At 75.0% G+C, this 12,940-nt stretch carries 10 protein-coding genes; 3 read left to right on the top strand and 7 right to left on the bottom strand.

Going from position 1 to position 12,940, the window contains the following annotated elements; genetic code table 11:
- Nucleotides 1–4 precede the first annotated feature (4 nt).
- The gene (locus N0B34_RS03365; RefSeq protein WP_263729813.1) at nucleotides 5–1,213 is read right to left on the bottom strand and encodes an alpha/beta hydrolase; all 1,209 of its coding nucleotides are present in this window, start codon (nucleotides 1,211–1,213) and stop codon (nucleotides 5–7) included.
- Nucleotides 1,214–1,291: 78 nt separating this feature from the next.
- Complete coding sequence (locus N0B34_RS03360) at nucleotides 1,292–2,434, bottom strand: alpha/beta hydrolase (RefSeq protein ID WP_263729812.1); 1,143 nt, start codon at nucleotides 2,432–2,434, stop codon at nucleotides 1,292–1,294.
- 92 nt (nucleotides 2,435–2,526) lie between these two features.
- Between N0B34_RS03360 and N0B34_RS03355 the strand changes: the two genes are divergently transcribed.
- Together N0B34_RS03355 and N0B34_RS03350 are read left to right on the top strand one after the other, a co-directional pair.
- Nucleotides 2,527–4,176: a bifunctional lysylphosphatidylglycerol flippase/synthetase MprF gene (locus N0B34_RS03355; protein ID WP_263729811.1), complete on the top strand. Its 1,650-nt coding sequence runs from the start codon at nucleotides 2,527–2,529 to the stop codon at nucleotides 4,174–4,176.
- Nucleotides 4,173–4,973: a hypothetical protein gene (locus N0B34_RS03350; RefSeq protein ID WP_263729810.1), complete on the top strand. Its 801-nt coding sequence runs from the start codon at nucleotides 4,173–4,175 to the stop codon at nucleotides 4,971–4,973. Before N0B34_RS03355 ends, N0B34_RS03350 begins: the two co-directional genes overlap by 4 nt.
- A 39-nt stretch (nucleotides 4,974–5,012) precedes the next feature.
- Here the strand turns inward: N0B34_RS03350 and acs are convergent, their stop codons facing one another.
- The 5 genes from acs to N0B34_RS03325 all read right to left on the bottom strand — a co-directional run bounded on the left by acs (nucleotide 5,013) and on the right by N0B34_RS03325 (nucleotide 11,967).
- The gene (acs, locus tag N0B34_RS03345) at nucleotides 5,013–6,992 is read right to left on the bottom strand and encodes an acetate--CoA ligase (RefSeq protein WP_263729809.1); all 1,980 of its coding nucleotides are present in this window, start codon (nucleotides 6,990–6,992) and stop codon (nucleotides 5,013–5,015) included.
- Between the two features lie 88 nt (nucleotides 6,993–7,080).
- Nucleotides 7,081–8,172: a hypothetical protein gene (locus tag N0B34_RS03340; protein ID WP_263729808.1), complete on the bottom strand. Its 1,092-nt coding sequence runs from the start codon at nucleotides 8,170–8,172 to the stop codon at nucleotides 7,081–7,083.
- A gap of 149 nt (nucleotides 8,173–8,321) precedes the next feature.
- Entirely contained in the window at nucleotides 8,322–9,206 is an 885-nt protein-coding gene (locus N0B34_RS03335) for a formate/nitrite transporter family protein (protein ID WP_263729807.1), read from the bottom strand.
- An 89-nt stretch (nucleotides 9,207–9,295) separates the two neighbouring features.
- A complete protein-coding gene (locus tag N0B34_RS03330) occupies nucleotides 9,296–10,693 on the bottom strand; it encodes an NAD-dependent malic enzyme (protein ID WP_263729806.1) in 1,398 nt (465 codons plus the stop codon).
- Between the two features lie 380 nt (nucleotides 10,694–11,073).
- A complete protein-coding gene (locus N0B34_RS03325) occupies nucleotides 11,074–11,967 on the bottom strand; it encodes an HAD family hydrolase (RefSeq protein WP_263729805.1) in 894 nt (297 codons plus the stop codon).
- A 191-nt stretch (nucleotides 11,968–12,158) separates the two neighbouring features.
- Here N0B34_RS03325 and ssd point away from each other — a divergent pair, with 191 nt between their 5' ends.
- Complete coding sequence (gene ssd, locus N0B34_RS03320) at nucleotides 12,159–12,929, top strand: septum site-determining protein Ssd (RefSeq protein ID WP_263729804.1); 771 nt, start codon at nucleotides 12,159–12,161, stop codon at nucleotides 12,927–12,929.
- The last annotated feature ends 11 nt before the right edge of the window (nucleotides 12,930–12,940 follow it).

Genomic DNA, 12,940 nt, shown 5'->3' with positions numbered 1-12,940 from the left:
GGTGTCAGGCCGCGTCGGGCGCGCTCGTCGGCGGCGGCCCGGGCTCGCGCGCCGGCGGCGCAGGCTGCGCCGACGGTCGTCGAGGGTGCCGCGCCGGCTCGGTCGTGAGCCGGCGCTCGTCGGCGGGCAGCCGGGAGGCGGCGAACGCCAGGGCGTGCGGCAGCCCGTGCTTGGCCATCACCCAGGTGTGGTCGTGCCCCGGCTCGTTGCGCACCAGCACCTGGGCGCCGCGCGCCCGCAGCACGCCGGCGATCGAGCGGGCGACCTGGCCGTTGGTGCGCCCGCGCGCATGGCCGGCGATGTCGACGAACACGCCGAGGTCCGGCGGAAGCGGCACGTCGCCGACGTACGACGACACGTCGTGCTCGGCCCACTCCTCCGGCGTCCGCAGCATCAGCCGCCCGCCCAGGCCCGGGTCGCCGTACGGCTCGAACGTCAGCAGCGTCGCGAACAGCTCCGGGTGCCGAAGCCCCTGGTCGAGGGCAGCGAAGCCGCCGGCCGAGAACCCGGCGAGCATCCGCCGCCGCCGGTCGTCGCTGACCCGGAGGTGCTGCTGCACCCAGGGCAGCAGCACCTGCCACAGGAACGTCTCGATCTGGGCGCCGCCGGTGGTCGAGTCCAGGCCCTCCGTGTCGAGCCACGACAGGCCGGTGCCGTTGAGGTCCGGCGCCACCGCCACCACGGGCGGGATCGCGCCTGAGGTGACCAGCTCGTCCAGCAGCCGGGGCACCTCCGCCGCCGCGAACCAGTCGGCGGACGACCCCGGCGTGCCGTGCAGCATCAGCAGCAGCGGGTACCGGCGCTCCGGCTCGTCGTCGTAGCCCGGCGGCGTCCACACCCACGTGATCGAGGCGGGCAGCCGCAGCTCGCGCGGTACCGGCACCTGCGCCGCGAGCACCCGTCCGGAGCCGTCCTCCGCCTGCCGCCACGTGCGGACGGTGCCGGGGGGCGGCGTGCTGCGGTGCAGCCGGGCCGACCAGCTCGCCAGGTACATGCCGACGGCGCCCGGGGTCGGCACGTAGCCGACGTACCGGTTGACCGCGAGCGCCGTGGTCAGCGCGAGCGCGCCGCCCGTACCGAGCGTCCAGCGCCGGCCCCCCGAGCGGCGGCCCAGCAGCACACCGGCGGCGGTCAGCCCGGCCGCCACGGCCACCGGCCAGCGGGCGCGCAGCAGCCTCGGCGGGTCGGCGAGCCGGCTGATCGGGGACCGCACGGAGCTCACCACGGGCGGGGCCGGCCGGGGTTCACCGCCTCATGGTGCGCACGGATCCTGTGCCGGCGCCATGAGAGCTCAGGCGGCGCTCAGGTGGTGCGAGGCGAACACCAGCGCGTACGGCAGCGTCGCGCGTGCCATGTTCCAGGTGTGCACGTCGCCACGGGCGACGTGCAGCACCACGTCCTGACCGCGTTCGCGCAGGGCGGCCGCGATCGTGCGGGCGTCCCGGGAGTCCTGACCGTGGTCGGCACCCGCCACCGCGACGAAGGCGGCGACGGGGTGCGGCAACGGGATGGTGGGTGCGTACGCCGTCACGTGGTGGGTCGCCCACTCGGCACCCGTGGCCAGCATCGCCGTGCCGCCGGTGCCGGGGTCGCCGTAGGGCGCCATCGCCAGCAGCGTGCTGTACAGCCCGGTGTGACGCAGCACCTGGTCGAGGGCGCAGAACCCGCCGGAGGAGAAGCCGCCGAACGCCCGCCCGGTGCGGTCGGCCACCGTGCGCAGGTGGGTGTCCACGTACGGGACCACGACGGTGGTCAGGTACGTCTCGACGAGCGCCCCGCCGGTGGTGGAGTCGAGGCACTCGGTGTCCCGGGCGGCCGGGCCGGTGCCGTTCACGTCGACCGAGACGACGATCATCGGCTGCACCAGCCCGTGCGCCAGCAGCGTGTCCATCGCGTGCCCGACGTTGCCGGCCGCGAACCAGTCGCCGGCGTGCCCGGGGCTGCCGTGGACCAGGTACACCACGGGGTACCGGTCGGCGCTCTCCGCGTACCCCGGCGGCGTGTACACCCAGCTCGGTGCGGTGCCCATCCGCAGCTCCGGCGGCGCCGGGATGGTGACCGGCTGCGTGGCCCCGGTCGCCACCGACGCCGCGTTGGCGACGGGGATGCCGTGCGGCAGGGCGTGCGCGTGCCCGATGCCCCAGCCCGCCAGGGTCACGCGTGCCGCCGCCACGCTCGGCATGTACCCGACCACCACGTTGGTGGCGATCGCCAGGCACAGCACCAGGGCGGTCACCGCCGCCGTCCAGGCGGGCCAGACCCGTCGACGTCGCCGCCCGGGACGCGGGCGCCGCCGGCGGACCGCGACCGTGACCAGCACCGCCGTCAGCAGGGCGAGCCCCACCGCCGTCCACCAGGACCCGAGGAAGTCGCCGCCCTGACCGAGCTCGTGCAGCACGTCCGGCGGCAGCACGGGGTCGGCGTCGCTCCTCACCGGGCCGATCCTGCCCCATGCGACGGCCGGGTCGGTGCGAGACTGGGGCCGTGGCGACGGCGGCGACAGCAGGCTCTCGAGGGGCCGGGCGGGTGGCCACGGACGACCGGATGGAGGCCCTCGCCCGGCACCGTCGTCAGGTGCGTGTCCGCACGGTCGCGTCCCGCGCGATCCTCGCGCTCGCGGTGATCACGCTGATCTCCGCCGCGCGGCCGCACCTGTGGCAGCCCGTCGCGGTGCTGGGTCAGGTGGCCTGGAACGCCCGGCCGCACGTGGCGCGCCCGTCGCTGGTGCTCGCGGCCGTGGTGATGCTCGGCACGTCGCGCGGCCTGCGCCGCGGGCACTCGATCGCGTGGGCCGGCACGCTCGCGGTGCTGGCCGTCTCCGCGGTGCTGCACCTGGCGCACCGCGTGGACGTGATCCCGACCGTGCTGGTGCTGGGCGCCGCGGTCTGGCTGGCGCTGCAGCGCCGGTCGTTCCCCGTGCGGGCCACCCGCCGCGAGGCACGGCGGGTCGCCCTGATCGCCGGCACGTGGCTGCTGCTGACCGGTGCCGCGGAGGTGCTGTTCCGGCTCGTGCTGCGCTCCGAGCCGGAGCACCGGTCGGCGCTGCGGGACCTGTCGGCGGACATCGACCTGGCCCTCGTCGTCGTCTTCGTCGTCGCGCTCGTCTGGTTCGTGATGTCGCCGCAGCGCCCCGGACGGCTGCACACCGCGGCGCACCTGAACGAGCGGGAGCGCGCCCGCCGGGTGATCGAGCGGTGGGGCCGCGGCACGCTGGACTACTTCGCGCTGCGGGACGACAAGGACTGGTTCTTCGTCGGCGAGTCGGTGGTGGCCCACGCGGTCCGCGGCGGCGTCTGCCTGGTGTCGCCCGACCCGATCGGCCCGCCGGGGGAGCAGGCCGACGCGTGGGCGGAGTTCCTGGACTACGCCGTCGACTGCGGCTGGTCCGTCGCGGTGCTCGGCGCCTCGGCCGACTGGCTGCCGGTCTACGAGGCCAGCGGGCTGCGCTCGGTGTACCTGGGCGACGAGGCGATCGTCGACTGCCCGGGCTTCAGCCTCGAGGGGCACGCCCGCAAGTCGCTGCGGCAGGCCGTGAACCGGGTCGGCAAGGCCGGCTACACGACCACGTTCGTCGAGTCGACGGCGGTGGACCCGGCGCTGCGGCAGCAGATCGAGGAGGTCGCCGACCAGTCGCGGCGCGGCGAGGCCGAGCGCGGGTTCTCCATGACGCTGTCCCGCCTGTTCGACCCGCACGACGTCGGCCTGATGCTCTCGGTGACCACGTCACCGGAGGGCCGGGTGGACGCCTTCTGCCAGTGGGCGCCGGCGCCCGGTATCGACGGGTGGTCCCTGGACGTGATGCGTCGCCGGCTCGACGTGCCGGACCTGCCCAACGGGCTGATCGACTTCACGGTGGTGCGCACCATCCAGGAGGTGGCGGCGCGCGGTCAGCGGGCGGTCGGCCTGAACTTCGCGGTGATGCGGGACGTGCTCGGTGGCCGTGGCGACTCGCGGTGGGAGGACCTGGTGCGGCCGATGCTGCAGCGGCTGTCGCAGCAGACCCAGATGAGCTCGCTGGCCAGCTTCAACGAGAAGTTCGGCCCGTCCTGGCAGCCGCGGTACGTGGTGCTGGACGCCGCCGAGTTCGTCGGCACGCAGGCGCTGGTGATGGCGGGTGCCGAGGGCGTCACGGAGATCCCGGTGATCGGCCGGTTCCTCGGCCGGACCACCGCATGATCGTCGGGCTCCTCGCGGCGGTCGGCGCCAGCATCGGGTACGGCGTGGCGACGATCATGCAGGCGGTCGGCACGCGCCGGGCGCACGGCATGGCGGCCTTCGGCAACCCGCTGGTGCTCGGTGGTCTCGCGCTGGACGGCGCGTGCTTCCTGCTGTCGCTGCTGGCGTTCGCGCGGCTGCCGCTGTTCGCGGTGGAGACCGTGATCGCAGCCTCCGTCGTCGTCGTCGTGCTCCTCGCCCGGCCGTTCCTCGGCGCCCCGCTGCGGCCGGTCGACCTGGCCGCCGCGGTCGGCGTGGTGCTCTCCCTCGTCGTGCTGGCCGCCGCCTCGGGCGACCAGCCGCCCGTGCAGGCGCACGGCGTGTTCCTCACCGCGACGGTCGTCGGGGCGGGTGCGCTCGCGGTGCTGCTCGCCGCGGCGTACGCCACGGGGCCGGCGTGGCTGCTCGGCCTGGTCAGCGCCCTCGGCTACGCCGGGGTGGCGATCGGCGCCCGCGGCGCCCGCACCGACGGTCCGCTGCTGCACGTGGTGCTGCAGCCGATGGCCGCCGTGGTCGTCGGCTGCGGCGTGATCGCCGTGGTCGCCTACGTCCGGGCGCTCGAGCGCGGCCCGGTAGGGCTGGCGGCCGCCACCGTGTCCGTGGTGGAGGTGCTGGTGCCGGGCCTGGTCGGCGCGGCGTTCCTCGGCGACACCGTGCGGGCGGGCTGGCTGCCCGCGGTGGTGCTCGCGGTCGGCGTCGCGCTGGCGGGGTGCGTGGTGCTGGCACGCAGCCCCGCCAACGAGGCGGCCGGCGGCTGAGCCGGAGCCCTGGCGGGAACCCCGGCTCGGCCGAAGCGGTCAGGCGCCCTTGGCGAGGCCCTGGGAGATCAGCTCCATCACCGAGGCGTCCGCCAGCGTGGTGGAGTCCCCGACCTGCCGGTGTTCGGCCACGTCCCGCAGCAGCCGCCGCATGATCTTGCCGGAGCGTGTCTTCGGCAGCTCGGGCACCACGAGGATCTGCCGGGGCTTGGCGATGGGGCCGATCTGCGTGGCGACGTGGTTGCGCAGCTCCGTCTCCACCTCGTCGGGGCCCTTGTCGAGTCCCTCGGAGCCGGCGCGCAGGATGACGAAGGCGACGACGGCCTGGCCGGTCGTCTCGTCGTGCGCGCCCACCACCGCGGCCTCGGCCACCCACGGGTGCGAGACCAGCGCCGACTCGATCTCGGTGGTCGACAAGCGGTGGCCGGACACGTTCATCACGTCGTCCACGCGGCCGAGCAGCCAGATGTCGCCGTCCTCGTCCTTCTTGGCGCCGTCGCCGGCGAAGTACAGGCCGCGGAACCGGGACCAGTAGGTGTCGACGTACCGGTCCGGGTCGCCCCAGATGCCGCGCAGCATCGACGGCCACGGCTTGGCGATCACCAGGTAGCCACCGGCGCCGTTGGGCACCGGGTGCCCCTCGTCGTCCACCACCTCGGCGGCGATGCCCGGCAGCGGCACCTGCGCGGAGCCGGGCTTCGCCTCGGTGACCCCCGGCAGCGGGGTGATCATGATCGCGCCGGTCTCGGTCTGCCACCACGTGTCGACCACGGGGGTGCGGTCGCCGCCGATCACGCGGCGGTACCACATCCACGCCTCGGGGTTGATCGGCTCACCGACCGACCCCAGCACGCGCAGGCTGCTCAGGTCGCGTGCCGCCGGGATGTCGTCGCCCCACTTCATGCACGTGCGGATCGCCGTCGGCGCCGTGTAGAGGATGGAGACCTTGTACTTCTCGACGATGTCCCACCAGCGGCCGCGGTCCGGGGTGTCCGGCGTGCCCTCGTAGATCAACTGCGTGGCGCCGTTCACCAGCGGGCCGTAGACGACGTAGGTGTGCCCGGTGATCCAGCCGATGTCGGCGGTGCACCAGTACACGTCCGTGTCGGGCTTGAGGTCGAACACGTTCAGGTGCGTGAACGCCGCCTGCGTCAGGTACCCGCCGGTGGTGTGGAAGATGCCCTTCGGCTTCCCGGTGGTGCCCGACGTGTAGAGGATGAACAGCGGGTGCTCCGCCGGCAGGTCGACCGCGGTGTGCTGGTCGGAGGCGCCGTCCACCACGTCGTGCCACCACACGTCGCGGCCGTCGGTCCAGTCGACGTCCTGGCCGGTGCGGCGGACCACCAGGACGTTGCGGACGGTGGGGGCGCCCTTGGCGAGCGCCTCGTCGACCGCGGGCTTGAGCGCGCTCGGGTGGCCGCGGCGGTAACCGCCGTCGGCGGTGACCACGAGCGTCGCCTCGGCGTCGAGGATCCGCGAGTGCAGCGCCTCGGCGGAGAAGCCGCCGAAGACCACCGAGTGCGGGGCGCCGATGCGCGCGCACGCCAGCATGGTGATCACGGCCTCGGGGATCAGCGGCAGGTAGATCGCCACCCGGTCGCCCGTCCGCACGCCCAGGGACTCCAGGGCGTTGGCGGCCCGCGACACCTCGCGCAGCAGGTCGGCGTAGGTCAGCGTGCGCGTGTCGCCCGGCTCGCCCTCGAAGTGCAGCGCGACGCGGTCGCCGTTGCCCGCCTCGACGTGCCGGTCCACCGCGTTGACGCAGGCGTTCAGCGTCCCGTCGGCGAACCACTTGGCGAACGGCGCGTCCGACCAGTCCAGCGTCTGCGTGAACGGCGTGCTCCAGCTCAGCAGCAGGCGCGCCTGCTCCGCCCACGACCCCTCCGGGTCGGCGTTGGCCCACGCGTACAGGTCCCGGGTGGCGTTCGCCTGGGCGGCGAACTCCGGGGACGGCGGGAACCGGCGCTCCTCCGTCAGCAGGTTCTCCAGGCCGTTGTCCCCGGTGTCCGGCTCGGTCACGGTGTCTCCTCCGCAGCGACGATGATGCGATCGGTCGAGTGACTGGGACTTTAGCCCCAGATCTCGTGCCTGCGGGTCGGGCTGGACCTCAGTGGGCGTTGCGCTCCCGGAAGGCACCGAGGTGGATCCCGTGCCGGCGGGCGACGTGCGACACGATGCCGCTGGCCAGCACCATCACCCCGATCACCAGCAACGTGCCCGACGTCGCCGCGACCGACGTCTGCACCACGGTGGGCTGCCACCCCTCGGTGCTGACCACGTGCAGCATCGCGTTGCGGCTGACGCCCGGTGCGAACAGCGCCAGCGCCCCGGCCAGCGTCAGCAGCACCCCGCCCGTGTAGCCGACCCACGGCGTCCACAGGGACAGCAGCGCCACCGCGGCCAGCAGCAGCGCGCCCAGCGTCACCAGCACGATGCCGAGCACCTCGACCCGTGCCACCCAGCCGTCCGCCTCGACGGACAGGATGCGGGACACCCCGAGCAGCGTGACGACGGCGGCGACGGCCGGCAGCAGCAGTCCCACGATCAGGCCGAGCACGTGGGTGCCCGCCCCGATGGTGCGCGGTGCGTTGGGGTCCGGGAAGAGCGTCCCGTCGTCCGCGGTTCCCGGCGTCGACGCGACGGTGGCCGGGGTGGCGAGCGGCGCGGCGCCGGTGCGCTCACCCGGCCGACCCGCCGCACCGGCCGCACCGGCCGCACCCGCCGCACCTGCGGCCGCGCCGGCCGCGAGCGCCGGCCCGGGCGTCGGCGCCGGGGGCACGTCGCGGGCCGGGGTGGAGACTGGTGCGCCCGCTGCGGGGAGCGCCGTGGTGCTGCGCGAGTCCGGTGCCGGCTCCTGGCGTTCCGACCGGGCGGCGGTGAACCGCGGCGGCGGCAGGCGGCGGTCGGCAGCCTCCGGCTCCGGCGGGGTCGGCAGCGGCCGCGCCTGCGCGTGCCGGTGCGCGGTCTCGTCGGTGACGGTCAGACCTTCGCCCGACGGCGGCAGGTCCGCCGGTGCCGCGCTCTCGTGCGCGGCGGCAGGCTCGCTGCCGGGTGCTGTGCCGGGCTCGGTGCTGGGCTCGGTGCCGGCTGCGGTGCCGGCGGGGCGGGTCGGCGCCGTGCCGGCAGCGGCGCCGGCGTCCGGTGCCGGGGACACGGGCTCGGTCGGAGCGGGGCGGTCCTGGGGGTCGCTGGTGCTCATCGCGCGCATGCTCCTCGGCTGGTCGTCGGCGCCCTGCGCGGGCGCGTCGAGGTCACGCTATTGCGCTGCGGCCCGGCGCGCCCTCGCACGGGCGGGCGCGCCGCGATGCGACCGCGCAGGTGAGGGCACCCGCACGGGGTGCCGAGGCGTCAGCGAGCGGCGGCGACCGGGGTCAGCTGCTCGTCGATCTCCGGGTCCGCGACGGCCGAGGCGCCCGGCATCGGCTCGACGGCACCCGGCTTCGCGTCCGACGCCGCACCGCGCGGCCCGTGCACGCCGTAGGCGTACGACGCGCCCACCAGCAGCCCGCCGCCGACCAGGTTGCCCAGCCCGACGGCCAGCAGGTTCCGCGCGAACTCCCCGACGGTCGCGTGCGGCAGCCCCGCGATCAGGCCGAACGAGAAGGTGGTCATGTTGGCGACCACGTGCTCGAAGCCCGACGTGATGAACACCATGACGCAGGCGAAGATGACGGCGATCTTGGCGCCCTCGTTCTCCAGTCGGCCGGCGCACCAGATCGCCAGGCAGACCAGCAGGTTGCACAGGATGCCGCGGACGAACAGCTGGCCCGTGGTCTCGGCCGCCTTGTGCTCGATCATCGCGGCGATCGTCTTGCCCGCCGCCGTCGTCGGCGCCAGCACCCCGGAGCCCCGCAGCAGGGCCGCGAACACCGCGGCACCGACCAGGTTGCCGACGAGCACCGCGAGCAGCGTCAGCGCCGCCCGCCCCGGCCGCACCGACCGCCGGAACACCCCCTGCGTCAGGATCATCATCGCCGAGGTGGCCAGCTCACCCCCGGCGACCACCACGATCGTCAGCGCCACCCCGAACACCAGGCCCTGGACCAACGGCGCCCACGGCGATGCGGCCTGCACCAGCGGCCCGCCGGCGGTCACCATGATCAGCACGCCGATGCCGATGTAGGCGCCGGCGAGCATGGTGCGCACCAGGAACACCCCCGGCCGGTGCGTGAGGTCCACCTTGTGGTGCGCGGCGTCCGCCTCGAGGTCCACGGTCTGCGGGATGGTCAGCACCCGACCAGGGTGACGGCTCGCCGGGGGTCATTCCTGGGACGAATGGTCCGGTGCGGGGCGCTGACCAGTGCGAGGACCGCGGGTTGTGATCAGCCCCACTCGGCGAGGCGTGCAGCGTTCGCCACGGCGGCGGCGACGACGCGGGTGACCTCCGGGTTGAACACGCTGGGGACGATGTACGTCGGGTTGAGCTCGTCGTCGCGCACCACCGACGCCAGCGCGTTGGCCGCCGCGAGCAGCATGTGCTCGGTGACCTTGTGCGACTGCGCGTCGAGCAGCCCCCGGAACACCCCGGGGAAGGCGAGAACGTTGTTGATCTGGTTGGCGAAGTCGGAACGGCCGGTGCCCACCACCGCGGCGTGCCGGGCGGCGTCGTCCGGGTCCACCTCGGGTCGGGGGTTCGCCAGCGCGAAGACGATGGCGTCGTCGGCCATCGTCGCCACGTCGTCGCCCGTGATCACGTCCGGTGCGCTGACGCCGATGAACACGTCGGCCCCGGCCAGCGCCTGCGCGATCGTCCCCGTGACGCCGCGCGGGTTGGTGCTCTCCGCCGTCCACCGCAAGGACGGCGCCAGCCCGGGCCGCGCGGGGTGCACCACGCCGTCGATGTCGGCGACGACCACGTCGCGGGCACCCGCCGCGAGCAGCAGCCTCAGCACCGCGGTCCCGGCCGCCCCGGCGCCGGACAGCACGATCCGCACGTCCCCGATCGCCTTGCCCACCACCTTCAGCGCGTTGGTCAGCGCCGCGACCACCACGATCGCCGTGCCGTGCTGGTCGTCGTGGAACACGGGGATGTCCAGCCGCTCGCGCAGCCGGCGCTCCACCTCGAAGCACCGCGGCGCGCTGATGTCCTCGAGGTTGATGCCCGCGAACACCGGGGCGATCGCCACCACCGTCTCGACGATCTGGTCGACGTCCGTGGTGTCCAGGGCGATCGGGAACGCGTCGATGTCGGCGAACCGCTTGAACAGCACGGCCTTGCCCTCCATCACGGGCAGCGCCGCAAGGGGGCCGATGTCGCCGAGGCCCAGCACGGCGGTGCCGTCGGTCACCACGGCGATGGTGTTGCGCTTGATGGTCAGCCGCCGGGCGTCCTCCGGGTGCGCCGCGATCGCCTCGCAGACCCGGGCCACGCCGGGCGTGTAGGCCATCGACAGGTCGTCGCGGGTGCGCAGCGGCACCTTCGACTCGATCGACAGCTTGCCGCCGAGGTGCATGAGGAACGTCCGGTCGGACACCCGCTCGACGACGACCCCGTGCAGCTGCTCCAGCCCGGCGACGATGGTGGCCGCGTGCTCCTCGCCGCGCGTCGCGCACGTGACGTCGACGGTCATCTGCTCGTGGCCCGAGGACTGCACGTCGAGCGCCGTGACGATCCCGCCGGCGGTCTCGATGGCGGTGGTCAGCTCGCTGACCGCCGTCGGGCGCGCCGTCACCTTCAGGCGCGCGGTGATGGACGACGAGACGCTGGGGGCAGCCACCATGCGGTCATTGTCACGACGCGAGGCCGTTGCGCCCGTCGGCGCGCGGGATGCGAGCGTGTCGCACCGCTCGGGGGTCGGGTCGGCCCCGGGGTCGAGGCTGCCCGGGGACGCCAGCGACGGCGCCCCGCAGGACGCCGCCGTCGGTACCGAGGTGCGGGGGTGAACATGGCGTGCACCGATTCGGTCGCTACGGGTCCAGCCCGGTCGACCTGCCCTGTAGGTGGGCACTCCTGCGCGTGGGTGCCCCCGCACGTTCAGTTGTGCACCCTTGGTACCTCCTGCCGAGCCGTCTGCCTACCCCTGGCGGTGTCCGACGAGGTCAGGGCCGGGGCGCGGTCACCTGGTGGGACGGCGGACCGGCATGTGGACGAGCCGTGCGCTCAGCCGAGTCCGCGGCCGCGTCCGCCGTTCCGGCGCCACCGGCCCGCGAGGACCCACACCACAGCGCCCGCCGCCAGGAGCAGCAGCAGGACGACCGCCGCCGTCCGTGAGTCGCGGCGCGACATGAGCCGCAACGACACCGGGCGGACGAACCGCAGCGTCTCCCAGCCCCGCTCCTCGGCGAGCCGCCGCAGGGCCCGGTCGGGGTTGACCACCGCGGCGTGGCCGACGGCGGCGAGCATCGGCTCGTCGGTGATCGAGTCGGAGTACGCGTAGCTCGCCTGCAGGTCGTACCCCCTGAGGTGGGCGAGGTCGGCCATCGCCTCCGCCTTGGCGGGCCCGTACGCGTAGAAGTCGATCAGCCCCGTGTACCGCCCGTCCGCGACCCTCATGTGCGTGGCGATCACGCCGTCCGCGCCGAGCAGCCGCGCGATCGGCTCCACCAGCTCCCGGCCCGACGCCGACACCACGATCACGTCCCGGCCCGCGCGGTGGTGCTCGTCGATCAGCACCACCGCCTCCGCGTACACCGCCGGGTCGATCGACTCGTGCAGCGTCCGCTCGACGATGGCCGAGACCTGGTCCACGTCCCAGCCCGTCACCATCCGGGACAGCTGGGCGCGCATGCGCTCCGTCTGCACCTCGTCGGCGCCGCCCACCTGGTACAGGAACTGCGCGTAGGCGGCGCGCAGCATCGCGCGCCTGGTCAGCAGGCCTCCGGCGAGGAACGGGCGCGAGAAGGCCGTGGCCGACGACGTGGCGATGATCGTCTTGTCGAGGTCGAAGAAGGCCGCCGCCCGGTGCGGGTCGGCCGGTGCGCGGTCGGCGGTGGGGTCGCCCGTGGGCTCCTCGGCGGCGGGGTCGGCTGTGGGCTCCGCGGTGGCGTCGCTCATCGATCGGCCTCCTCGGCGGCCCGGGACCACGTGCTGCGGCGGCACCCGACGGGCGCCGGCTCCCGCGAGCGTATCGGCGGCCACCCACCCACAGCCCGGCTCCGCACGTCGGCCCGCGTCGGGACGTCGCCCCGGTGCCGCCGTTCGCGGCGCCGGGACGGCAGGCTGGGCGGCCGCTGAGGAGGTGCGTGATGTCGTCGAGCAGGGTGCTGCTGCCGCCCGGGCCGGGCGCAGCCGCCACCGGCGCGGGGCCCGCGCCGCGGGCCGCCGTCGTCGGTGTGGTGGGAGCCCGCGGCGGTGCCGGCACGTCCACGCTGGCGGCGCTGACCGCGGCCCGGCTGGCCCGCCGCACCAGCACGGTGCTGGTCGACCTCGACCCCGGGGGCGGCGGCCTGGACGTCACCGTCGGGGTGGAGGACGCCGACGGTGCGCGGTGGCCGGAGCTGGCGGGTGCGCGTGGCGACGTGCCGGGTGAGGACGTGCTCGCGCTGCTGCCGCGGTGGGGCGCCTGTGCGGTGCTCAGTGCCGACCGGGACGGTTCCGAGCCCGAGCCCGGTCTGGTGGCCGACGTGCTGCAGGCGCTGGCCGGTGCCGTCGGCGCGATCGTGCTGGACCTGCCGCGGGGCGGCGCGTCGGGCGGTGCCGCCGTGCTCGGGGCGTGCGACGTCGTGGTCGTGGTGGCGCGGCGGGACCTCAGGTCGGTCGCGGGCACCCTCGCCGTTCGACCACGGCTGGTCGCGGCCGGTGCCTCGGTGGGGCTGGTCGTCCTCGGGCGGGGTCCCGGCGGGCTCTCCGTGGCGGAGCTCTCGGCCGCCGTCGACCTCCCCGTGCTCTGGGCCGGCGGGACGACGCGCCGGCTCGCGCGTGCGGCGGAGCGGGGCGCGCTGCCGAGCCGGGGGACGGCGGTTCGGGCAGCCCGTGCGGTCGCGGCGCAGGTCGAGGCGTCGTGGCTGCTCGGATGACGGCGCGGTGG

It is taken from the genome of Cellulomonas sp. SG140 (assembly GCF_025770785.1).
In the GTDB taxonomy this organism is placed as follows: Bacteria; Actinomycetota; Actinomycetes; order Actinomycetales; family Cellulomonadaceae; genus Cellulomonas.
Note: the sequence above shows the minus strand (reverse complement) of the source record. Positions and strands in the feature narration are given on the sequence as shown.